The sequence below is a fragment of the Actinomadura formosensis genome, assembly GCF_050948385.1.
Taxonomy (GTDB): domain Bacteria; phylum Actinomycetota; class Actinomycetes; order Streptosporangiales; family Streptosporangiaceae; genus Spirillospora; species Spirillospora formosensis.
Genome location: NZ_CP192011.1, coordinates 473,705 through 494,410, shown reverse-complemented (window position 1 = coordinate 494,410; position 20,706 = coordinate 473,705). Strand labels below are relative to the sequence as shown.

23 protein-coding genes are annotated in these 20,706 nt (G+C 69.9%); 16 read left to right on the top strand and 7 right to left on the bottom strand.

Annotated features, from left to right (window positions below; all coding sequences use genetic code 11):
* The first annotated feature begins 10 nt into the window (after window positions 1–10).
* Complete coding sequence (locus ACQP1N_RS02360; RefSeq protein WP_433228826.1) at window positions 11–712, top strand: methyltransferase domain-containing protein; 702 nt, start codon at window positions 11–13, stop codon at window positions 710–712.
* A gap of 417 nt (window positions 713–1,129) precedes the next feature.
* Complete coding sequence (locus tag ACQP1N_RS02355; protein ID WP_067793433.1) at window positions 1,130–1,549, top strand: Fur family transcriptional regulator; 420 nt, start codon at window positions 1,130–1,132, stop codon at window positions 1,547–1,549.
* Window positions 1,550–1,597: 48 nt separating this feature from the next.
* On the opposite strand, the gene katG is transcribed toward ACQP1N_RS02355, so the two are convergent.
* Entirely contained in the window at window positions 1,598–3,817 is a 2,220-nt protein-coding gene (gene katG / locus ACQP1N_RS02350) for a catalase/peroxidase HPI (RefSeq protein WP_433228824.1), read from the bottom strand.
* Between the two features lie 30 nt (window positions 3,818–3,847).
* Complete coding sequence (locus ACQP1N_RS02345; protein WP_433232564.1) at window positions 3,848–4,240, bottom strand: Fur family transcriptional regulator; 393 nt, start codon at window positions 4,238–4,240, stop codon at window positions 3,848–3,850.
* Window positions 4,241–4,448: 208 nt separating this feature from the next.
* On the opposite strand from ACQP1N_RS02345, the gene ACQP1N_RS02340 reads away from it, so the two are divergent.
* The 7 genes from ACQP1N_RS02340 (at window position 4,449) to fahA (ending at window position 10,884) form a co-directional block, all read left to right on the top strand.
* A complete protein-coding gene (locus tag ACQP1N_RS02340) occupies window positions 4,449–5,693 on the top strand; it encodes a hypothetical protein (RefSeq protein WP_433228823.1) in 1,245 nt (414 codons plus the stop codon).
* Between the two features lie 193 nt (window positions 5,694–5,886).
* A complete protein-coding gene (locus ACQP1N_RS02335; protein WP_242608663.1) occupies window positions 5,887–6,279 on the top strand; it encodes an ATP-binding protein in 393 nt (130 codons plus the stop codon).
* 72 nt (window positions 6,280–6,351) lie between these two features.
* Window positions 6,352–6,963 carry a TetR/AcrR family transcriptional regulator gene (locus tag ACQP1N_RS02330; protein ID WP_067793436.1) on the top strand — a complete coding sequence of 204 codons (612 nt, stop codon included), beginning with the start codon at window positions 6,352–6,354 and terminating at the stop codon, window positions 6,961–6,963.
* A 75-nt stretch (window positions 6,964–7,038) separates the two neighbouring features.
* A complete protein-coding gene (locus tag ACQP1N_RS02325; RefSeq protein WP_131732440.1) occupies window positions 7,039–7,575 on the top strand; it encodes a MarR family winged helix-turn-helix transcriptional regulator in 537 nt (178 codons plus the stop codon).
* Window positions 7,576–7,676: 101 nt separating this feature from the next.
* Complete coding sequence (locus ACQP1N_RS02320) at window positions 7,677–8,882, top strand: homogentisate 1,2-dioxygenase (RefSeq protein ID WP_433228822.1); 1,206 nt, start codon at window positions 7,677–7,679, stop codon at window positions 8,880–8,882.
* A complete protein-coding gene (locus ACQP1N_RS02315) occupies window positions 8,879–9,715 on the top strand; it encodes a hypothetical protein (RefSeq protein WP_433228820.1) in 837 nt (278 codons plus the stop codon). Before ACQP1N_RS02320 ends, ACQP1N_RS02315 begins: the two co-directional genes overlap by 4 nt.
* Entirely contained in the window at window positions 9,712–10,884 is a 1,173-nt protein-coding gene (fahA, locus tag ACQP1N_RS02310; RefSeq protein ID WP_067793439.1) for a fumarylacetoacetase, read from the top strand. Before ACQP1N_RS02315 ends, fahA begins: the two co-directional genes overlap by 4 nt.
* Window positions 10,885–10,958: 74 nt before the next feature.
* On the opposite strand, the gene ACQP1N_RS02305 is transcribed toward fahA, so the two are convergent.
* Complete coding sequence (locus ACQP1N_RS02305; RefSeq protein ID WP_433228818.1) at window positions 10,959–11,366, bottom strand: RidA family protein; 408 nt, start codon at window positions 11,364–11,366, stop codon at window positions 10,959–10,961.
* Between the two features lie 77 nt (window positions 11,367–11,443).
* Between ACQP1N_RS02305 and ACQP1N_RS02300 the strand changes: the two genes are divergently transcribed.
* The 3 genes from ACQP1N_RS02300 (at window position 11,444) to ACQP1N_RS02290 (ending at window position 14,158) form a co-directional block, all read left to right on the top strand.
* The gene (locus ACQP1N_RS02300; RefSeq protein ID WP_433228817.1) at window positions 11,444–12,106 is read left to right on the top strand and encodes a TetR/AcrR family transcriptional regulator; all 663 of its coding nucleotides are present in this window, start codon (window positions 11,444–11,446) and stop codon (window positions 12,104–12,106) included.
* 91 nt (window positions 12,107–12,197) lie between these two features.
* The gene (locus ACQP1N_RS02295) at window positions 12,198–12,683 is read left to right on the top strand and encodes a nuclear transport factor 2 family protein (protein WP_067793442.1); all 486 of its coding nucleotides are present in this window, start codon (window positions 12,198–12,200) and stop codon (window positions 12,681–12,683) included.
* 146 nt (window positions 12,684–12,829) lie between these two features.
* On the top strand, window positions 12,830–14,158 hold the full coding sequence (locus ACQP1N_RS02290) for an amidohydrolase family protein (RefSeq protein ID WP_433228816.1): 1,329 nt from the start codon (window positions 12,830–12,832) through the stop codon (window positions 14,156–14,158).
* A 38-nt stretch (window positions 14,159–14,196) separates the two neighbouring features.
* Here ACQP1N_RS02290 and ACQP1N_RS02285 read toward each other — a convergent pair whose 3' ends face one another.
* Window positions 14,197–14,721 (bottom strand): DinB family protein, encoded by a 525-nt coding sequence (locus tag ACQP1N_RS02285; RefSeq protein WP_433228815.1) that lies wholly within the window; start codon window positions 14,719–14,721, stop codon window positions 14,197–14,199.
* 154 nt (window positions 14,722–14,875) lie between these two features.
* Between ACQP1N_RS02285 and ACQP1N_RS02280 the strand changes: the two genes are divergently transcribed.
* Window positions 14,876–15,067 carry a hypothetical protein gene (locus tag ACQP1N_RS02280; RefSeq protein WP_433228813.1) on the top strand — a complete coding sequence of 64 codons (192 nt, stop codon included), beginning with the start codon at window positions 14,876–14,878 and terminating at the stop codon, window positions 15,065–15,067.
* A gap of 66 nt (window positions 15,068–15,133) precedes the next feature.
* Here ACQP1N_RS02280 and ACQP1N_RS02275 read toward each other — a convergent pair whose 3' ends face one another.
* Window positions 15,134–15,715, bottom strand: coding sequence for a hypothetical protein (locus tag ACQP1N_RS02275; RefSeq protein WP_433228811.1), 582 nt, complete (start codon window positions 15,713–15,715; stop codon window positions 15,134–15,136).
* A gap of 380 nt (window positions 15,716–16,095) precedes the next feature.
* On the opposite strand from ACQP1N_RS02275, the gene ACQP1N_RS02270 reads away from it, so the two are divergent.
* On the top strand, window positions 16,096–17,115 hold the full coding sequence (locus ACQP1N_RS02270) for a helix-turn-helix domain-containing protein (RefSeq protein WP_067793445.1): 1,020 nt from the start codon (window positions 16,096–16,098) through the stop codon (window positions 17,113–17,115).
* A 7-nt stretch (window positions 17,116–17,122) separates the two neighbouring features.
* On the opposite strand, the gene ACQP1N_RS02265 is transcribed toward ACQP1N_RS02270, so the two are convergent.
* Window positions 17,123–17,812 (bottom strand): class I SAM-dependent methyltransferase, encoded by a 690-nt coding sequence (locus tag ACQP1N_RS02265; RefSeq protein WP_433228809.1) that lies wholly within the window; start codon window positions 17,810–17,812, stop codon window positions 17,123–17,125.
* Window positions 17,813–18,117: 305 nt separating this feature from the next.
* Between ACQP1N_RS02265 and ACQP1N_RS02260 the strand changes: the two genes are divergently transcribed.
* Together ACQP1N_RS02260 and ACQP1N_RS02255 are read left to right on the top strand one after the other, a co-directional pair.
* A complete protein-coding gene (locus ACQP1N_RS02260) occupies window positions 18,118–18,984 on the top strand; it encodes a Scr1 family TA system antitoxin-like transcriptional regulator (RefSeq protein ID WP_084262395.1) in 867 nt (288 codons plus the stop codon).
* A 232-nt stretch (window positions 18,985–19,216) separates the two neighbouring features.
* Window positions 19,217–19,465, top strand: coding sequence for a DUF397 domain-containing protein (locus ACQP1N_RS02255; protein WP_165488333.1), 249 nt, complete (start codon window positions 19,217–19,219; stop codon window positions 19,463–19,465).
* Window positions 19,466–19,488: 23 nt separating this feature from the next.
* Here ACQP1N_RS02255 and ACQP1N_RS02250 read toward each other — a convergent pair whose 3' ends face one another.
* Window positions 19,489–20,055: a hypothetical protein gene (locus ACQP1N_RS02250; RefSeq protein WP_174548811.1), complete on the bottom strand. Its 567-nt coding sequence runs from the start codon at window positions 20,053–20,055 to the stop codon at window positions 19,489–19,491.
* Between the last annotated feature and the right edge of the window lie 651 nt (window positions 20,056–20,706).

Sequence of the window (20,706 nt, the reverse complement as noted above, 5' to 3'; positions counted from 1 at the left end):
AATAGCCACGATGGAGGACGTCATACGGCGCCTGGACGCGCTGGTCGCACGCTTGTCCGCTGCCGGGTGGTTGACCCAGGGGCGGGTCAAGGCGGCGTTGTATGACGTCCCCCGGCACGTCTTCGTCCCGCCGGTCGCGTGGACCGGGGAAGGCGATCGGGTGGACAGGAATACATCTCCCGAGCGCTGGCTTGATCTGGCTTACGGGGACGACGCGATCATTACGCAGGTCGATGACGGGCAGACCGATGTCGCCGCCGGGGACGGGCGCTTCACCTCCTCTTGTTCGGCGCCGAGCACCGTGGTGTCCCTGCTGGAGTTGCTCGACATCGAGGCGGGGCACCGGGTGCTGGACGTCGGCACCGGAACCGGGTGGACGGCCGCCCTGCTCTCCCGGATGGTCGGCGCGGAGAACGTGACCAGCGTGGAGATCGATCCGCAGGTATCGGCGCGGGCCGCGGAGAACCTGAAGACCGCGGGGCTGTCTCCCCGGCTGGTCGTGGGTGATGGCGCGGAGGAACGGGAAGGGTTCTTCGATCGCGTCCACGCCACGTGCGGGGTGTCGCACGTCCCCTACGCGTGGGTGCGGCAGACGCGGCCGGGTGGGGTCATCGTGACGCCGTACGCTCCTGGGTTCGCGTCCGCTCATGAGCTGCGGCAGGGGACCGGAATCTGTGGGAGGAAGCCGTCGCGGCCTACTTCTGGTGGGTAGGGCGTGGCAGTCCCGGTCGCGAGCGCTTCGGGCTCACCGTCACGTCGGGGGCGGAGGCCGTGTGGCTCGGCTCCCCGGCCGATCCGATCGGTCCCGCGCGGCGTCCCGGACCGGTGTGAGATATGCCCGTAATGGGACGGGACCTTCGGCCCTTGTTCCTCAAGTGGCGCCACGTTTCTGGTGGAAAAGAGACGGCCGCGCGGCGACCGCGTCCCCCACCCCGCCGAGCACCCCCGCAGAGGGCAGGGCTGCCTCCCCTGCTGGTCGTGGGCGGCGGCGCGGAGGAGCGGAGGGCGGGTGGCTTGATCCATCGTCCGGCCCGGTGAATCCGGGTGCCGGGGAAGCGGGCAGATGGGACGGCTCGACTACACTTTTATTATTCGTTGCCGTAATCATGCGCGCTTAGGGGTGGGGGTCATGACCGCGTCGCAGAGCACCGCCGAGGAGTTGCGCGGTGTCGGGCTGCGGGTGACGGCCGCCCGCGTCGCTCTGCTGGAGACCGTCCGGCACGGTGACCATCTTGAGGTCGAGGCGATCGCCAACGGGGTGCGCGACCGGGTGGGTCACATCTCGCTTCAGGCGGTGTACGAGGCGTTGCACGCGCTCACGGCGGCGGGGCTCGTGCGGCGTATCGAACCGGGCGACAGTCCGGCGCGGTTCGAGGGACGTGTCGGCGACAACCACCATCATCTGGTGTGCCGCAAGTGCGGTGCGATGAAGGACGTCGACTGCGTCGTGGGGCACGCGCCCTGCCTGGAGCCGGTGGACGAGGCCGGTTACCTGGTCGATGAGGCCGAGGTCACGTTCTGGGGGCTGTGCCCGCAGTGCCGTCCGTGAGGGACGGTGTCCGGGCCGGCCCGGAGTGAGCCGGCCCGGACGGAGCGGTCACGCGAGTTCGAAGCGGTCCAGGTTCATCACCTTGTCCCACGCCGCGACGAAGTCGCCGACGAACTTCTCCTGCGCGTCGTCGGCCCCGTAGACCTCCGCGACCGCGCGCAGCTCGGAGTTCGCGCCGAACACCAGGTCGACGCGGCTGCCGGTCCACTTGACGGCGCCGGAGGCGTCGCGGCCCTCGAAGGTCTCCGCGTCCTCGGACGTCGGCTCCCACACGGTGCCCATGTCGAGCAGGTTCACGAAGAAGTCGTTGGTCAGCGTCCCGGGCCTGTCGGTGAACATCCCCAGCCTGGTCCTCTGGTAGTTCACGCCGAGAGCCCGCAGGCCGCCGACGAGCACCGTCATCTCGGGCGTGCTCAGGTTGAGCAGTTGCGCCCGGTCGACGAGGAGGAACTCGGCCGGCAGCCGGTTGCCCTTGCCGACGTAGTTGCGGAACCCGTCGTGCGTCGGCTCCATCGCCGCGAACGACTCCACGTCGGTCTGCTCCTGCGAGGCGTCGGTGCGTCCCGGCGTGAACGGCACCTCGATGTCGTGGCCCGCGTCCCTGGCGGCCTTCTCGACCGCCGCGCAGCCGCCGAGGACGATGAGGTCGGCGAGCGAGATCTTCTTGCCGCCGGTCTGGGCGGCGTTGAACACCTCCTGGACACTCTCTAGCGCCCGCAGCACCTGCGCCAGCTCGTCGGGCTCGTTGACCTCCCACCCGCTCTGCGGCTCCAGGCGGATGCGGGCCCCGTTGGCACCGCCGCGCTTGTCGCTGCTGCGGAACGACGCGGCCGACGCCCACGCGGTGGAGACCAACTGCCGCACCGACAGGCCGGTGGCCAGGATCCGCTGCTTGAGGTCGGCGACGTCCCGGGCGTTGACGAGCTCGTGGTCCACGGGCGGGACGGGGTCCTGCCACACCAGCGTCTCGGCCGGGACCTCCGGGCCGAGGTAGCGGGCGATCGGCCCCATGTCGCGGTGGGTCAGCTTGAACCACGCGCGGGCGAAGGCGTCCGCGAACTCGCCGGGGTTGTCCTTGAACCGCCGCGAGATCGGCTCGTAGATCGGGTCGAACCGCAGCGACAGGTCCGTCGTCAGCATCGTCGGGTGGGTCCGGCGCGACGGGTCGTGCGCCATCGGGACGGTGTCGGCGCCGGCGCCGTCCTTGGGCCGCCACTGCCAGGCGCCCGCGGGGCTCTTGAACAGCTCCCACTCGTACCCGAACAGGATCTCCCAGAAGTTGTTGTCCCACGTGGTGGGCGTGTTGGTCCAGATGCCCTCCAGGCCGCTGCCCATCGCGTCGTCGCCCTTGCCGGTGCCGTGGGTGCCCTTCCAGCCGAGGCCCATCTGCTCCAGCGGCGCGGCCTCCGGCTCCGGCCCGACGTTGACGTCCGGGTCCGCGCCGTGCGTCTTGCCGAAGGTGTGGCCGCCGGCGATCAGCGCGACGGTCTCCTCGTCGTTCATCGCCATCCGGCGGAACGTCTCGCGGATGTCGCGGGCCGCGGCGATCGGGTCCGGGTTGCCGTTCGGCCCCTCCGGGTTGACGTAGATGAGGCCCATCTGCACCGCGGCGAGCGGGTTCTCCAGCTCCCGGTCCCCGGTGTAGCGCTCGTCGGCGAGCCAGGCGGTCTCGGGGCCCCAGTAGACGTTCTCGTCGGGGGTGTAGACGTCCTCGCGTCCGCCGCCGAACCCGAACGTCTTGAAGCCCATCGACTCCAGGGCGACGTTGCCGGCGAGGATGTACAGGTCGGCCCACGAGAGGCTCTTGCCGTACTTCTTCTTGACCGGCCACAGCAGCCGGCGGGCCCGGTCGAGGAGGACGTTGTCCGGCCAGCTGTTGAGCGGCGCGAAGCGCTGCTGGCCGCTGCCGGCCCCGCCGCGGCCGTCGTGGACGCGGTAGGTGCCGGCGCTGTGCCACGCCATCCGGACCATGAGCGGGCCGTAGTTGCCGAAGTCCGCCGGCCACCAGTCCTGCGAGTCGGTGAGCAGCTCGGCGATGTCGCGCTTCACGGCGGGCAGGTCGAGGCTCTCGAACGCCTCGGCGTAGTCGAAGCCCTCGCCGTAGGGGTTGGCCGCGGGCGGGTTCTGGGCGAGGACCTTCAGGTTGAGCTGGTTCGGCCACCAGCCGCGGTTGCCGCCGCCCTGGGTGGGGTGCGGGGCGCGCGTGTGCACGACCGGGCAGCCTCCGGCGCTTTCGTCGTTCGTCTCGTAGACGTTGTTCTCAGCCATGGCTTCCTTCCAGGACGAAGCAGGGATGGATCAGGTGGAACAGCCGGGGCACAGGCCCCAGTAGACGACCTCGGCCTCGTCGATCGAGAAGCCTCGATCGTCGGACGCGGTCAGGCAGGGGGCTTCGCCGGTGGCGCAGTCGACGTCGGCGATGACGCCGCACGACCGGCACACGACGTGGTGGTGGTTGTCGCCGGTCCGGGACTCGTAGCGGGCCACGGACCCGGACGGCTGGATGCGCCGCACCAGACCCGCCGCCGTCAGCACGCGCAGCGAGTCGTACACGGCCTGGTGGGACACCTTCGGCAGGTGCCCGCGCACGGCCCGGATGATCGAGTCCGTGTCCGCGTGCGGATGCGCGTGCACCGCGCTCAGCACCGCGACCCGCGGACGGGTCACCCGCAAAGCGGCCCCGCGCAGCATCTCCCGGAACTCCATGGGCGTCGCCACGCAGACAGAGTCGCCCATTTTCTTGAATCAGTCAAGATAAAGAGAGTCCCAAGTCTGAGCCGGGCGACGAGGCCCGTCCCGGCGGGCGACGCGTCCTGCCGGTGCGCGACCCCGACTCCGGTGAAAGACCTCCTTTCGCAGGAAGGAGGTGCAAATTGGGGCGTTTCACTAGGATGCTCCCGTGCGCGAAGATCAGAAGGTCCTGGACGACGGCGTGCTGACCGCGCCCCCGCTCCCGGCGGACGACGGGCCGCTCGACGAGCCGCTCGCCGGCCCGGCGAGCGAGGACGACCCCGCCGAACCGGCCGGAAAGCGCAACCCGGTCCCCGCGGCCGATCCCGCCCCGGTGCGCACGTTCGGGCAGGACGTCGAGCGCCTCACCGGGCTGGTGACGCAGCTCGCCACGCTCGCCGCGACGCTGGGCGACCGGCTGGACGGCGAGGTCCGCGGCGCCCTGGACAGCGCCGAGCAGGCATTGGCCGAGGCGCGCGGTGCGCGGGAGCGGTCCACCGAGGCGGACGCGCGGGCCGAGGAGGCCGAGGCCCGCGCCGAGGCGGCCCGGCAGGAGGCGGCCAAGGCGCGCGAAGAGCTGGAGAAGGGGCTCGCCACCGCGAAGGCGAGCGTCGCCGCGGCGCAGGAGAGCGAGGCCAACGCGTGGAAGGAGGCCGGCGCCCACCAGCAGGCCCGTGCCACGGCCGCGAACGAGGCCGCCCACGCCGAAGGGCTCCGCAAGCGCGCCGAGATGGCCTGGGGCACCGAGCACCAGGCCCGCAACGACGCCGAGCGGGAACGCGACGACCTCGCGGTGCGGCTGTCCGCCGAGCAGAGCGCGCTGGCCGCCGCCCGCTCCGATCTCGCGGACGTGAAGTCCGAGCTGGCGGAGGCCCGGTCCCGGCTGGATGACGCCGCCGAGGCCGAGCGGCGGCTGCGGGCCGAGCTGAGCGTCGTCCAGGGCGAGGTCGCGGGGCTGACCGTGGAGCGGAACGCCGCCGCGGCCAGGGCCGAGGAGTACATCGAACGCGCCAAGCGCGCCGAGCAGCTCGCCGACTCCGCGGAGGACCGCATCCTCGCCGCGATGACGCGCGCCGACCGGGCCGAGCAGCGCGCGGACGACGCCGAGGTCCGCATCAACCGGGACGCCGCCACCGTCCGCGCCCTGCAGGACACCATCCGCTCGGCGCTGGACCTGCCGTCCGTCGAGGACCTCGGCGAGGGCCGCCGCGGGATCCGGGTCGGCGAGACCGGCTCGGTGATCACCCAGCCCGGCGGGCTGATCGGTGTCGAGCAGATGCCCGACTTCATGGACGGTGAGCTGGCCGCCCGGTTCGCCCGCGCGCTGCTGGCCGTCCGCGTCCACCAGGCGACCCGGCGCGCCGTCCCGGACGAGCCCGTCGAAGAGGCCACGGACGTCTCCTTCGAGGCGTAAGGGATTCATCGGCGCGGGGGCCGTCTCCGCTGGTCCTCGCGGTGAGCCGGAAAAACACCCGTTTTATATGCCTCGGTGGCATCTTCCGGCACCGCTGTCCCGGAAAGGCCAAGATCAATGCACGCATCGCATTGCCCATTACTCAGCGCAGGTGAATGATTGCGGTGCGCTTCCGAATTCAAGTGGTGATGCAGTGACCGTGGAAATGGAACGGCTGGGTGAACCATTCGGTTTCACCGGCGACGGCGACGGTGGCCGGCGGGCCCGCCGGCTCGTCCGCGAGCGGGCCGCCAAGGTCGTCGCGGACGAGCGGCTCCTCGACGACATCGAGCTGATGACGGCCGAGGGCGTCGCGAACGCCGTCCTGCACGGCTCCGGGCTCATCACGGTGACCGTCTCGGCCAAAGGCCGGCGGCTGCACGTCGAGGTCACCGACGGCGGCCCCGCCCACGGCGGCTCCGACGGCCTCCCCCGTCTCGACCACGGCCGCGGCCTCACCGTCATCGACACGCTGGCCGACGCATGGGGATTCGAGCAGTCCCCCGGCCGCACCCGCCTCTGGTTCACCGTGACCCCCGGACGGTAAGGGGCCGCGGCGACGCCGCGGGATGGCGCGCCCAGGATTGAAATCTTTCCAGCCGGATAGGCTGAACTCACCATGAAGGGCAGTGCTGGGCTGCGCGAACACCAGGGCGGGCTGCGCGAGCGCAAGAAAGAGGCGACGCGCCGTGCCCTGCACGAGGCCGCGATGCGCCTCACCGCCGAACACGGCCTGGGCGAGGTCACCGTCGAGGCCATCGCGGACGCCGCGGGCGTCTCCCGCCGCACGTTCTCCAACTACTTCGGCGGCAAGGAGGAGGCGCTCCTCTACGGCGGCGAGCAGCGGATGCGCTCCCTGCTGGAGACGTTCGAGGGCCGGCCGCACGACGAATCGTCCTGGACGGCGCTGCGCGCGTCCTTCGACATCGTCCACGAGCAGTTCGGCGACCTGGACCCGCGGTGGGTGGCGCAGGTCCGGCTCGCCCGCAGCCATCCGTCCGTGCTGGCCTGGCAGCTCGCGCACGACGCCGAGTCCGAACGCGTCCTCGCCGGGCTGATCGCCGCCCGGGAGGGGCTCCCGTCCACCGTCCTGCGGCCCCGCGTCATCGCGGGCGCGTTCGTCACCGCGCTGCGCGTCGCGTCCCAGAGCTGGATCGACGAGCGGCCCGCCCGCCCGATGGCCGAGATCGTCGCGGAGGCGCTCACGGAGGTCGCCCGCGAGTTCCGCTGAGGCGTGCTCACGGCAGAACTCCCGCCCCGACCGGGTTAAATGGTCAAACCATGAATCGGATTCGAGGTGCGGACGATGAGCGCGGACGGTGACCGGGACGATCCCGATTTCTGGTCGTTCGTCGACCTCGCGGGGCGGCGGCTGGCCGAGGAGTTCGGCTTCCCGGACCGGCTCGCGACCCGGCTGCTGCTGACGCTGAACCGGGCCTCGGCGATCGTCACCTACGACCTGGAGTCGACCGTGCACCGGCCGCGCGGGCACTCCTGGGCGGGCTTCCGGCTGCTGTTCGTGACCTGGCTCGCCGGGCCGCTGGAGCCGGGACGCGCCGCCACGCTGGCCGGGATGAGCCGCGCCGCGGTGTCCAACCTGGCCAAGACGCTGATCGCGGACGGGATGATGGTCCGCACCCCGGGCGAGCGCGACGGCCGGTCGGTGATCTTGTCGCTGACCGAGCGGGGGCACAGGGCGATGCTGGAGATCTTCGCCGGGCAGCACGAGCGCGAGCGGCAGTGGGCGGGCGCGCTGACCGAGACCGAGCAGCAGATGCTGATCATGCTGCTGGACAAGCTCATCGCCGGACGCGACCGCTTCGACGTGCGGGAACGGAGCTGACCCGCGCCGCGGTGACCGGGTCAGGCCCTTCCCTGGGCGGCAGAAGCGTCGTAGTGTCGGCAGAAAATAGTTAATGCGTTAATCATCGGAGGCGATGGACCATGGCCCACTACCGCCGGGTCGGCCACGTGCCGCCGAAGCGCCACACCCAGCATCGTCACATCGGCCACGGGGACGGCGAGGAGCGGCTCTACTTCGAGGAACTGATGGGCGAGGAGGGCTTCTCCTCCGACTCGTCCCTCCTGTACCACCGGGAGATCCCGTCCGCGATCGTGGACTCCCGGGCCTGGGACGTCCCGGACGTGACGACGACCCCCAACCACCCCCTCAAGCCGCGCCACCTGAAGCTGCACGAACTGTTCCCCAAGGAGACGTGGGCCGACACCGACGCCGTCACCGGACGCCGGATGATCCTCGGCAACGGCGACGTCCGGCTGTCGTACGTCGTCGCCGCCGCCGGCTCGCCGCTGTACCGCAACGCGACCGGCGACGAGATCGTCTACATCGAGTCGGGCACGGCCACGGTCGAGACCGTCTTCGGCGCGCTGGACGCCGAGCAGGGCGACTACGTCGTCATCCCGACGTCCACCACGCACCGCTGGCTGCCGACCGGCGACCAGCCCCTGCGCGCCTACGCGATCGAGGCGACCGGCCACGTCGCGCCGCCGAAGCGCTACCTGTCACGCTACGGCCAGTTCCTGGAGCACGCCCCGTACTGCGAACGCGACCTGCACGGCCCCGGCGACCCCCTCCTGTCGGACGAGACCGACGTCGAGGTCCTGGTCAAGCACCGTACCTCGCGCGGCATCGTCGGCACGCGCCTGACGTACGCGCGGCACCCGTTCGACGTGGTCGGCTGGGACGGCTGCCTGTACCCGTTCACGTTCAGCGTCCACGACTTCGAGCCGATCACCGGCCGCGTCCACCAGCCGCCGCCCGTCCACCAGGTGTTCGAGGGGCCGGGCTTCGTCGTGTGCAACTTCGTGCCGCGGAAGGTCGACTACCACCCGCTGTCGATCCCGGTGCCCTACTACCACTCGAACGTCGACTCCGACGAGATCATGTTCTACTGCGGCGGGAACTACGAGGCGCGCAGGGGCTCCGGCATCGGCCAGGGCTCGGTCTCCGTGCATCCCGGCGGGCTCGCGCACGGCCCGCAGCCCGGCGCCTACGAGCGCAGCGTCGGCGTCGAGTTCTTCGACGAACTGGCCGTCATGGTCGACACGTTCCGCCCGCTCGAACTCGGCGAGGGCGGGCTGGCCTGCGAGGACGAGGCGTACGCCTGGACGTGGGCGGGGCGGCGATGATCCCCGCGTTCGCCCGCGGCCTGTGCGACGACGCCGCCGTGTTCCCACCGGGTCTGGCGCCGCTCGCCGCCGCCGTCCCGGCCCACCGCGCGCACCGCGCCGCCCCCTACGCCGATCTCGTCGGCCCCCTCGTCCTGCCGGCGACCGCGCTGGAGGAGTTGGACCCGCTGCTCGGCGGCGAGCCGCTCGACCTGTCGATCACCGCGCCGGGCGGGCCGTGCCAGGCCGCCAAGTCCCTGGTCACGGCCGCCGAGCTGGCCGTCCGGGTGCGCGGCCTGGAGGTCGCCGTCCCGCCCGGCATGGGGCCGGAGGAGTTCTTCCGCCTGCTCGGCCGGGTCGACGTGCCCGTGTACGTCGAGATCCCGCGCGACGAGCGGCGTCCCGCGATGATCGACGCGGTCCGGGCCGGCGGCCACCGCGCGAAGTTCCGCACCGGCGGAGTGAAGGCGCATCTCTACCCGAGCCCGGACGAACTGGCCGCCGCGGTCAAGGCCGTCGTGGACGCCGGCGTCCCGTTCAAGGCGACGGCGGGGCTGCACCACCCCGTCCGCAACACCGACCCGGAGACCGGCTTCCACCAGCACGGCTTCCTGAACCTGCTGCTCGCGACCGACGCGGCCCTGCGCGGCCGTCCCCCGGCGGAACTGGCGGCGATCCTGGCCGACCGCGACGCCGCGTCCGTCGCGTCCCGCGTCTCCTCGCTCGGCGAGACCCGCACGAGCGCCGCACGCGGCCGTTTCCTGTCCTTCGGGACGTGCAGCATCACCGACCCCCTGAACGAACTCGCGGACCTCGGCCTGCTCGCGTCCGCACTCCAGGAGACCCCCCGATGACCCGCATCGCGATCCCCGACGGCTCCCTCTTCGGGCTCGCCAACCTCCCCTACGGCGTGTTCTCGACCCCCGGCACCGCGCCCCGCGTGGGCGTCCGCGTCGCCGGCGTCGTCGTCGACCTGGCCCTCGGCCTCGGCGACGACGTCTTCGCCGCGCCGTCCCTGAACCCCTTCATGGCGCAGGGCCACGACCGCTGGGTGGAGGTCCGGGAACGAATCCTCGGCCTGGTCTCGGGCGACGTCCCGGACGAGGCCGTCCACCCGCTGGACGCGGTCACCCTGCACATGCCGTTCGAGGTCGCCGACTACGTGGACTTCTACGCGTCCGAACACCACGCGTCCAACCTCGGCCGCCTCTTCCGGCCCGGCGCCGACCCGCTGATGCCGAACTGGAAGCACCTTCCGGTCGGCTACCACGGCCGCGCCGGCACGGTGGTCCCGTCGGGCACCGGCATCGTCCGTCCCTCCGGCCAGCGCAAGGGCGAGGACGCCCCCACCTTCGGCGAGAGCCGCCGCCTGGACATCGAGGCCGAGGTCGGCTTCGTCGTCGGCACCGGCTCACCGCTCGGCACTCCCGTGAGCACGGACGACTTCTCCGAACGCGTCTTCGGTGTCGTCCTCGTCAACGACTGGTCGGCACGAGACATCCAAGCCTGGGAGTACGTGCCGCTTGGCCCGTTCCTGGGGAAGAGCTTCGCGACGTCCGTCTCCCACTGGGTCGTCCCCCTCCTCGCCTTGGAAGCGGCCCGCGTGGCGACCCCGCCCCAGGACCCGGAGCCACTCCCGTACCTGCGCGAGAAGAATCCCTGGGGATTGGACCTCTCCCTTGAGGTCTCCTGGAACGGCCGGGTCGTCTCCCGTCCGCCCTACCGCGAGATGTACTGGTCACCGGCGCAGATGCTCGCGCACATGACGGTGAACGGCGCCTCGTCCCGCACCGGCGACCTGTTCGCCTCCGGCACGGTGTCGGGCCCGGCCAAGGACCAGCGCGGCGCCTTCATCGAGCTGACCTGGGGCGGCAAGGAGCCGGTCACGGTCAACGGCGAACCCCGCACCTTCCTGGAGGACGGCGACGAGGTGAGCATCACCGCCACCGCTCCCGGCCCCTCCGGCGGCCGTATCGGCTTCGGCGAGGTGACCGGCCGCATCCTCCCGTCCACGGCCCGCTGAACCGCGGATCCGGGCCGGGGTCGTGCCGGAGCACGGCAACGGCTCCCGCGTGACCCCGCCCTCGGTCTCCGCGTTCAGTCGATGACCGCGGTGGCCTCGATCTCGACCAGGAGGTCGGGCTCGGCCAGCGCGGCGACGCCGATGCCGGTGAGCGGCGCGACCGGGGTGACACCGAGCTTCGCAGCGGCGCGGGCGACCCCCTCCGCGAACAAAGGCATCTTGTCGGGGGTCCAGTCGACGATGTAGACGGTCAGTTTCACCACGCCGTCGAAGGACGCGCCGGCCTCGGCCAGGGCGGTGCCGACGTTGAGGTAGCACTGCTCAACCTGAGCGGCGAAGTCGCCTTCGCCGACCTTGCCGCCGTCGGCGTCGCGGGCGACCTGGCCTGCCATGAACACGAGCTTCGATCCGGTGGCGACCGACACCTGCCGGTAAAGATCGACCTTCGGCAGTCCATCGGGGTTCACCAAGGTGATGGCCATGCTGACTTCCTTCCGTTAGAGCCCGGGAGGCCGGGCTTCCCAAACCATAGCATTGCTATGCCATGTATTCTGACGCCATGGCGAGGACGAAGGATCCCGCGGTCCGCACCCTGCTCATCGAGCGGGCCGCCCACATGCTCCGCACCCGCGAGCCCATCACCCTGCGCTCGCTGGTGGCCGGCACCGGCGTGTCGACGATGGCCGTCTATACCCACTTCGGCGGCATGGACGGCATGTGGCAGGCCCTGCGGCAGGAGGGATTCACCCGCCTGGCGGCCAGGTTCGCGGCGCTGGCGATGTCCGCGGACCCGGTGCGGGATCTGTCCGCCCTGGTCGCCGCCTACCTCGGCAACGCCCTGGACCACCCCGACCTGTACCGGGTCATGTTCGACGCGACCTTCGACCTCGAAGACCTCAAAGCCGCGGACGCCACCCTCGAATACCTCGTCCGGGCAGCGCGGCGGGCCAGGGACGCCGGGCGTTTCCGCGCCGGCCTCGACCCGCTGGAGCTGGCGATCCAGAGCTGGGCCATCGGCCACGGGCTGGTCTCCCTGGTCGCCAACGGTCCCCTGCCCCGCCAGACGCTCGACCATGCCGCCCCCATGCTGACCGCGCTGTTCATCAGCCAGGGAGACCTGCCCGGCAGATGCCGCGCCTCCGTCGAGCAGGGCTGGAAACAGCCGGCCCCGTCCGGCGAAGAACCAGAAGACCGGGCAGGAACGCAGCGAGGGTGTGTGTGAGCGGCCATTAGGGCGCCCCCCGCCTGGTGATCGTCCCGTTCACCGGGACGCCGCTGGACGGGCCGTCCCCCATGAACGAGAGTCGGCGACCATGCCGAGTCCGGACATCGCCGAGCGCATCGCCCGGCTGGAGGCCATCGAGGAGATCAAGGCCCTCAAGCACCGCTACCTGCGCGCCTGCGACGCCAAGGACCCGCGGGAGTTCCGGGCGTGCTTCATCGCCTCGGGCGCCTCGATCGACTACGGCCGCCTCGGCGCCTTCGACGACGCGGACGGCATCGCCGAGGTCTTCGCGAGGATCGCCCTCCAGCGGATCGATGGCAAGAACGCCATCCTCGACATGCACCACGCGATGCACCCGGACATCACCGTCCACGGCGAGACCAGCGCGTCCGGCCGCTGGACGCTGAAGTTCCGCCAGGTCAACCTGCTCGACAACACCGAGACCGTGACCACCGGCGAGTACGACGACGAATACGTCATCGAGGACGGCCGCTGGAAGATGTCGAAATGCCACTTCCGCCGCTACTGGTCGATCACCCGCCCGCTCACCGCGGACTGCCGCGTCGACCAGTAGCGGGCCGGGACCGGAGTCCCGCCCCATGAATGCGAAGTTCCGGTGCGGCCGGCTCCGCCGGTTCTCCGGCGGCTTCACGTGGTCTGCAAACCTTCGCAAACCCTTGGCGGTCGTCCGCTCGGTGGCCGGCGGGTGGGCACGAGGCGATGATGAGGCAGCAGCGGCACCCCACCACGATCGTGCTCCGCGACGTGCGGATCTTCGACGGGATGAGCGACCGGATCCGGACCGGCCACGTGGTGACCGAAGGCACCAAGATCAAGACGGTGGGGGACGGGGACCCGCCCGCGAGCGCCCCGGAGGCCGCGGTCATCGACGGGCGCGGGGCGACGCTCATCCCCGGGCTCAGCGACGCCCACGTGCACCTCATCCTGGCCGGCGCCACGCAGAGCGAACTGACGCTCGGCGGCGCGGGCATCGGGTACCTGAGAGCGGCGGCCGAGGCCGAGGCGATGCTGATGCGCGGGTTCACGACCGTCCGCGACATGGCCGGCGACACCGGCGACCTCAAGCGGTTGATCGACGCGGGCGCGCTGCCCGGCCCGCGGATCTATCCCAGCCAGGCGGGCCTGTCCCAAACCGGCGGGCACGGGGACTTCGGCATGGTGTACGACGTGCCGACCGTCCTCGGCGGGACCGCGACGCGCGCCGAGCGACTGGGGCTGATGCGGATCGCCGACGGTACGGCGCAGGTGCTGGCGGGGGTGCGCGAGCAGCTGAAGAAGGGCGCTTCGCAGATCAAGATGATGGCAGGTGGCGGTGTCGCGTCCGCCTATGACCACCTGGACGTCCTGCAGTACACCGCGGACGAGTTGCGCGCCGGGGTGGGGGCCGCGGCCGACTGGGGCACCTATGTGGCGGTCCACGTCTACACCGGCGCCGCCATCCGCCGGGCGGTCGACGCGGGGGTCCGGGTGATCGAGCACGGTCATCTGGCCGGGGAGGACGACCTCAGGTTGATGGCCGACCACGACGTCTGGTTGTGCACCCAGCCGTTCGCCGAGAGCGACCACCGCTACCCCAGCCCGTCGTCGGCCGAGAAGAACCGGCAGGTGTGCACGGGGGTGGAGCGCGTTTTCGGCTGGGCGCTGGACCACGGCGTGCGGCTCGCCTTCGGCACCGACCTGATGCTGAACCCCGCCGGGAGCGCGAAGCAGAGCGAGATGCTCACCCGCCTGGCCGGACTGGCCGGCGGCCCCGAGAAGGGCTTGAAGGTCGCCACATCCGGCAACGCCGCCCTGTTCCGCGAGGCCGGGCTTCGCGACCCCTACCAGAACCCGACCGCCGCCGACGTGGCCGCATACGGAGCCGGACCCCACGTGGCCCACCTCGGCGTCATCGCCGAGGGAGCGTGGGCCGACCTGCTCCTGGTCGCCGGCGACCCCACCCGTGACCTGGGACTCCTGGGTGATCCGGCCACCAACCTGAAGGTCATCATCAAGGACGGCCGTATCTACAAGAACACCCTGCCCTGACCGTCCGCCGCCGGGCCGCCTCCACCGGCCGCGCCCGGCTACTCCCCCGTGACGCCGTCGGCGAGTTCCCGGACGATGTCGAGCTGGCCGACATGGCGGGCGTACTCCTGCAACACGTGGAACAGGATCCAGACCAGCGCCGGTTGGTGCTCGGGCGGATTGAACCCGCCGCCGCTGCGCGCCCGGTCCTGGAGCCCGGCACCGGCGACGATCTTCCTTGACCGTTCGCATTCGTCCAGGAAGAGCCGTCTGATCTGCTCCGCGGACTCGTCCGGGCCGACATGCAGGCGCTGGGTCTCCGGGGCTCGGTCGCCCCAGACGTCGTCCACCTGCTCGGCGGCGAAGCCCCAGCGGAACCAGCGCCGCTCCACGAAGGCCAGGTGCTTGAGGAGGGCGAGCGGCGTCCAGCCGGACGGGAGGCGGCTCGTGCGCAGGTCGTCGTCCGGCAGGCCGTCGAGTTTTCGCAGCAGCGCGGCCCGGTAGTAGTCGAGGTAGCCGAGCAACAGTTCACGGGTGTCGGTCAGCGTGTCCGGCGGCTCGTCCGCGGGCGATGAATCAACCATCCGCCGAACAGTAATCGCGTGGCCACTCAGTGGCCCACCATTATTCAGGCTCGTTTGAGGGTTTGTGGGCCACTGATGAAGGTGACCAGGTCATATGGTCGGCCAACTTTGCCAAGCTACTTCAATGAAACGATTGAGGGATGGAGGTGAGAGCGTGAAGTTCGTGCTTGAGGTCGATATGAGCGACGGGGCCGTGGCCGAGGACGCGGCGAAGGAACTGGGGCGGATTCTGCGGTACTGGGCCGGGAACGTCCGGCATTACGAGTTGCGGCCCGGCGACGAGTCGGCCATCCATGACTCCGACCATCGCGACGTGGGCCGGTGGCGGATCGTGGAGGCCTCCTGATCCGCCGGAGAAGTGAGAACGCCCGGCCAGGGGCACCGGCCGGGCGTTTCGCGGGGGGCGGTCAGCTCACTTGATGTTCTTCGGGCGGTACGCCTTGTACTGGCTGCCGCTGGAAAGGCCGTACGTCCGGGTGCGGTAGTCGGTGCCGTAACCGCCGCGCTGCTCGTACGCCCAGTAGGCGGTGTGCTTGCTGCTGGTCCACCTCTCGAAGATGACGACGTGCCGGGTGGTGTTGCTCCCGATCGCGTCGATGACCAGGTCGCCCTTCTTGAGCTGGGACATCGCGATGCGCGTGGTGTACGAGGACGACGCCAGGCCGACCGTGTTCGGGCCGGGCTTCGGCAGCGCCAGCGCCATGGACGCGTAGCCCGAGCAGTCGGTGCGGTAGCCGCCGTAGGTCCTCGACTGGCTGTAGGGCACCCGCTTGCTGGTGTGCGGGTGCCAGGTCCTGGCGCGGGCGATGACCTGGTCGCGGGTGACCTTCGGGACGGCGGCCACCGCGACCTGCCCGTCCGCCGCCTGCAACTGGATGCCCTGGGCGGGCGCGGCCGGCGCGGCCGACGTGGACACCCCGGCGAGGCCGAAGGCGGTGCCGCCGGCCAGCGCCAGGGAACTGACGCCGATGAGAAGGGTCCGGGGGGAAGGCATTGATATTCCTCCTTGAATGGCTGGGAAATTGCGCCCTTCCGGGGCGCCGAGCGGGGGGATGTCGATCGACTCGGCAAACCCTAGGGACCGTGTTGCCGCATTCGCCAACATCGCCGGAAAGTTGGGACAAGCCGGCCATGGGACAGCGCTGACCTGCGATAACTCCGTCTCACGCCGCGCGCGGATGGGACAACGGGACACAATTGAACGATCCTCGTTGATCACTTTCGGTACCCGATGGCGAACAATGAGTGATCATCTGGTATCCCGTTGCGGCAACTGTGGGACGGGGCATAATGGGCCGGCGCCGGCCGGGTTCCAGAGCGCACAAGGGCCGGGCGACTTCCTCACCGGCGATATGACCTGCGGGAGAATCGCGAATGAGCCGAAGCCGACCACCGACTCCGCTGCCGGACGACCTGCCGGAGGCGGCCCGCGTCCTGCTCACCGAACTGCGCGGAATGAAAGAGGAGTCCGGATACGACCTCCGGGCCCTCGCGCGCAAGACGCACGCGAGCCGTTCCTCCTGGGGACGCTGGCTCAGCGGCGAAACCTGGATTCCCGTGGACGCCGTCCGCTCCTTCGCCACCCTGTGCGGCGCCGACCGGCACCGCCTGGAGATCCTCTGGGAAATAGCCGACCGGTCGAGACGGCCCTCGCCCGCCCCCGCACGCGACGCGGCGGACTCACCCGGTACCGCGTCCGCGCAAGACGCCGAACCCGCCCCCGGCGCCGAGGCCGCGGCGGACACCACGTCTCCGAACGGCACGGACCCCTTACAGGACACCGACTCTCCGGACAGGCCCTCGGCTGGCGTGGGGCGGCGGCGATTGTTGTTCGCCGTTTCCGTTGTGGGGTGCACGGCCGCCGCCGGGAGTCTGGGTGTGGCGCTCGGGGCGGCCCTGCACAGTACGCCGGTGTCCGGGGACGACGGGGGGCGGCCGGCCGCGTCGGCTCGGCCGCGGGTCAAGGTGATCACCCGGCAGGAGGCCATGGCGCGGACGCTGGCGTGGCATCCGCACGGCCCGGAGCGCGTGGCCTACGACCAGACGGCCAACTATCAGGGCTATCGCACCGACGGGTCGGGTTACGCGTCCATGGTGCTGGGCCTGCCGAAGCCCGGTCCCAACTCCGCCCTGCTGGAGGCGTCCTACTGCCGGCACATCCAGCAGTCCGCGTTGCGGCCGGGTGATCTCGTCATCAAGGCGAGCGGCAGCGCCGATGTCCGCGAAGTGCTGATCTTCGAGAGGTGGACGAGCCCGTCCCGCACCGCTTACTGGGCCTACCAGCAGCGGCGCGGTTACGGCACCGATCATCTGATCCGCCGTGACGGGCTGGGGCCGGACAGCGGGCACCACGGCTGCCGCCCGTACAACCTCCGCGACGACCAAGTCGGCTGAAAGGCGGCTATGGGCGGGGAGCGGGGATCAGCCGGAAGGCGATGAAGGCCGGGAGGACCTCCAGGTGGGCGTGGTCCTCCGGGTAGCGCTCGGCCATTTCGGGGACGGGACGGGGCTCCAGCAGTTCGTCGATGAGGAAACCGGCCTCGCGGAATTCGGCGCAGATCGAGGTCAGCGGACGGCGCCAGGCACGGATCGGCCAATCCCGTTCGGGGCTCAGCGATTCCTCCACCGCTTCTTCCCTGAAGTACGAGCCGCCCAGCCGGACCCAGCCCATGGTCGGGTGCTCGGTGGAAAGGACGAGGGCGCCGCGCGGAGTCAGGATCCGGCGGAGTTCGGAGAGAAGTGCCACGCGGTCGTCGAAGTAGTGCAGGGCCAGGGCGAGGACGGCCAGGTCGCACGAGCCGCCGGGGATCCAGGTCAGGGGCTCGGACAGGTCGTGAACGCGCAGGTCCGCGCGGCCCTCGGTGCGCGCCAGCGCCAGTTCGACGAAGGTCGGGCTCACGTCGCAGCCGGTGACGCGTGCGCCGCGGTTCAGCAGTTCCGCGGCGTACAGGCCGGGCCCGCAGGCGGCGTCGAACACCGCCAGGCCGGACACGTCGCCGGCGAGACCGAGCACGGCCGGACGGTCGTAGAAGGCGTTGTAGGGGCTGTCCTCGGCGTGAATCGCATACTCGTGGGCGAAACGCTCATACATGCCCCTGATCGTGCCAGAACGATCAACTCACCCTGTCAGGGGGATGTCCAGTCTCGGTCAGATCAGCCAGAACGGCCGGTAGTGCGGACGTGAAGCAGTCGTGCAGGTACCAGAGGGTTCAGCGGCAGCGTCTATACCACACAGTGACTCGAAGCGACAGCCCTTGACGATATTTTGACCCCATGAGGCCATCGGCGATGACAGCCGCCTGGCAGTCTGAGTATGGCTGTAAGCTAGTTCGCAAATTGCAATATGGCTTACAGCCCATGGCAGTATTCTGAACGAGACGACAGGAGGAGTGGCCGGTGCCTGCGGCGAGCAGTCCTACGGTGCGGCAGCGACGCCTGCGCGTGGAACTCCGCAAAGCCCGCGACGAGGCCGCCCTCACCCAGGAACAGGTCGCCGAGAATCTCGACTGGTCGCTGTCGAAGGTCATCAGAATCGAGTCCGGATCGGTCGGCGTCTCCACCACCGACCTCAAGGCCCTGCTCTCCCTCTACGCGGTATCCGACGCACGGACCGCCGAGCTCGTGGAACTCGCCCGGCAGGCGCGCCAGCGCACCTGGTGGAGCGGATACCGCAAGATCATTTCGCAGCAGTACTACGATCTCATCGGTTACGAGTCAGGAGCCGGGATCATCCGCCAGTACGAGAACCTGGTGATTCCCGGTCTTCTCCAGACCTCGGAGTACGCGCGCGAATACATCGGTCGGCTCATCGAACCGGACCGAGCGGGGAACGTGGAGATGCTCGTGGAACTCCGCATGCGCCGGCAGGAGATTCTGGAACGCGACGAACCGCCACAGTTGTTCTTCGTCCTGGACGAGTCCGTTGTCCGGAGAATGATCGGCGGCCCGCAGGCGATGCGGCACCAACTGCGCCGCCTGATCGACCTCGCCAATCTGCCGAACATCACCATTGAGATCGTTCCATTTAGCGCCGGCGTCAATCCCGGGCTGAACGGATCCTTCACCATCCTGGAGTTCTCGGCTCCAGAGGACGAAGATGTCCTGTACCTGGAGAACCCTCAGTCCATGAGGGTAACTCGCGACCGTCCGGACGCGGTCGTGTCATACCGCGAGGACTTCGAGGAGCTACGGAGAGTGTCGCTGCATCCGGAAGGATCTGCGGTGCTCCTCAACCGGCTGGCGGAGCGCCTTCTTTCCGACTGAATCAAGCGTTTAGCGGCGTCCGAAAAGGGCCGCGAATCCCTGGGTGGGCGTCTTGCCGACGCTCTGCCGTATATGGCCCCGTCACCGCTTGCGGTTTACACTGTCGTCTGACCGAACGAGCATGATCTCATGCCCAGCGCTGCCGCCCGGTGAGACGGTGCGTCTCCGGTGATGCCGCCGGAGAGTCTCCGACGACCGAGCGCATTCCCGACCGGAAGGCGCCATTCCCAGCGTGATCATCGCGACCGGAAATGGCCCGCGCACAGGCGAAAGGAGACATGAGTTGCCGCGCATAACACCTGCGGACGTGCGATGGCGGAGAAGCACTCACTCCAACACGCAAGGAGCTAATTGCGTCGAAATCGGACAGTATGGCGAGATGGTCTACATTCGTGATTCAAGGAATCGACCTGGCCCGGTCATAGCGATCACTCAGGACGATTGGACCCACCTGCTCAACGCTCTTCACAGCCTAGGTTAATTTGTTTCTCACCCGGCCGGGTGTCAAGTCTCTTCATCGGTCAGCAGAGCGTTCTCCCCGTCGTTTCGCTTGCCCCCTTCACGATCAGGATCGTAGATGTACCCGTGGTATGAGATCCCTTTGATCGTCGTCCGTATCGACCGGAAATGCGCCGGCACCAGCGCACAGAATCCACTGCACACCACCTCGCGGTAAACCTGGGCGGAGACGATCAGGGCGACGTTACGCCTGGGACGGACGGTCAGGTAACGGCGGAGCGGACGGGCGTCGAGGAGACGACTCACGACCACCGGCGCGTCCCCGGCCGGCCCGAGCGATACCGGTCGCCCCATGATCACCGCGCCGTGGTGGAAGGCGAGCCGTGCGCGTAACCGCGGATCACGGGCGTCCCTACGGTTCATCTCGGCGAGCACACGTTCGAGGGCGGGTGCGAACACACCGATGACGGTGACGATGTCGGCGTCCACCGGCAGCACCGCCAACTCCCCGTCGCCGCTGACCTGCTGAAGCCATGTGCCCCTGTCAAGCCCGGCCTCCTTGGCGGCGGTCTCCAGGGCCTCCAGCAGATCCAGCTGGGCCTGCAACTGCATGCGCGGCGACCGGGCGCTGTACCCCTGGATGTCGACCGCGAGCAGTAGTCGGAAGAGCAGGCGGACGGACGGTTCCGACTCGTCCGGCGGTGCTGGAATGATCGACATGGCGCCCTCGCCCCGATTGGGCCCTGCGTCTCTTGGGCACGGCCCAGCTGGCTTGGTTTCAGGGTCGCATCTACGAGCGCCTTTCGATAGCCACCTGGATGTCGGCGGGAAGCAAACTGACATATGTCACATAGCTATAGGGCGCAGAGCTAGTGAGCAACCTGCCTGCAATGCCGTTCGCTTCCTCACAAAGTTGCTGGTGAGCAGCTTGACACGGGTGGCCATCCAGCGATCTGCCACCTGGCAGAACGACACTTGCTGTTAGCTACCTGTCTGGATACTTTTCTATTATCGCGCCCACAGTGGCGGGCTTCGAGGGACCACCGGGCGCCGGGCATGGGGGAAGGCGCGGAGGGGTCGCGGACCCCGACCGACCCGCGAGACCTCCGCGCCTTCGTCTGTGCGGCGGTTAGGGCGGCGGGCTGGTGACCGCCATAACCGCCGCCCCCACCCTGGGCAGGAGCCGCCGTCCGAGCCGGGGGGCTGATCGGCGGCCTCAGCGGGGGTTACCCAGTGTGGGAGTTTCCTGTGGGGTCGTCCTCC

Excerpts from the sequence above, each read along its gene's own strand:
- ACQP1N_RS02360 (WP_433228826.1), top strand. The coding sequence starts at position 11 with ATGGAGGACGTCATACGGCGCCTGGACGCGCTGGTCGCACGCTTGTCC.
- ACQP1N_RS02355 (WP_067793433.1), top strand. The coding sequence starts at position 1,130 with ATGACCGCGTCGCAGAGCACCGCCGAGGAGTTGCGCGGTGTCGGGCTG.
- katG (WP_433228824.1), bottom strand. The coding sequence starts at position 3,817 with ATGGCTGAGAACAACGTCTACGAGACGAACGACGAAAGCGCCGGAGGC.
- ACQP1N_RS02345 (WP_433232564.1), bottom strand. The coding sequence starts at position 4,240 with ATGCTGCGCGGGGCCGCTTTGCGGGTGACCCGTCCGCGGGTCGCGGTG.
- ACQP1N_RS02330 (WP_067793436.1), top strand. The coding sequence starts at position 6,352 with ATGAAGGGCAGTGCTGGGCTGCGCGAACACCAGGGCGGGCTGCGCGAG.
- ACQP1N_RS02325 (WP_131732440.1), top strand. The coding sequence starts at position 7,039 with ATGAGCGCGGACGGTGACCGGGACGATCCCGATTTCTGGTCGTTCGTC.
- ACQP1N_RS02320 (WP_433228822.1), top strand. The coding sequence starts at position 7,677 with ATGGCCCACTACCGCCGGGTCGGCCACGTGCCGCCGAAGCGCCACACC.
- ACQP1N_RS02315 (WP_433228820.1), top strand. The coding sequence starts at position 8,879 with ATGATCCCCGCGTTCGCCCGCGGCCTGTGCGACGACGCCGCCGTGTTC.
- fahA (WP_067793439.1), top strand. The coding sequence starts at position 9,712 with ATGACCCGCATCGCGATCCCCGACGGCTCCCTCTTCGGGCTCGCCAAC.
- ACQP1N_RS02305 (WP_433228818.1), bottom strand. The coding sequence starts at position 11,366 with ATGGCCATCACCTTGGTGAACCCCGATGGACTGCCGAAGGTCGATCTT.
- ACQP1N_RS02300 (WP_433228817.1), top strand. The coding sequence starts at position 11,444 with ATGGCGAGGACGAAGGATCCCGCGGTCCGCACCCTGCTCATCGAGCGG.
- ACQP1N_RS02295 (WP_067793442.1), top strand. The coding sequence starts at position 12,198 with ATGCCGAGTCCGGACATCGCCGAGCGCATCGCCCGGCTGGAGGCCATC.
- ACQP1N_RS02290 (WP_433228816.1), top strand. The coding sequence starts at position 12,830 with ATGATGAGGCAGCAGCGGCACCCCACCACGATCGTGCTCCGCGACGTG.
- ACQP1N_RS02285 (WP_433228815.1), bottom strand. The coding sequence starts at position 14,721 with ATGGTTGATTCATCGCCCGCGGACGAGCCGCCGGACACGCTGACCGAC.
- ACQP1N_RS02275 (WP_433228811.1), bottom strand. The coding sequence starts at position 15,715 with ATGCCTTCCCCCCGGACCCTTCTCATCGGCGTCAGTTCCCTGGCGCTG.
- ACQP1N_RS02270 (WP_067793445.1), top strand. The coding sequence starts at position 16,096 with ATGAGCCGAAGCCGACCACCGACTCCGCTGCCGGACGACCTGCCGGAG.
- ACQP1N_RS02265 (WP_433228809.1), bottom strand. The coding sequence starts at position 17,812 with ATGTATGAGCGTTTCGCCCACGAGTATGCGATTCACGCCGAGGACAGC.
- ACQP1N_RS02250 (WP_174548811.1), bottom strand. The coding sequence starts at position 20,055 with ATGCAGTTGCAGGCCCAGCTGGATCTGCTGGAGGCCCTGGAGACCGCC.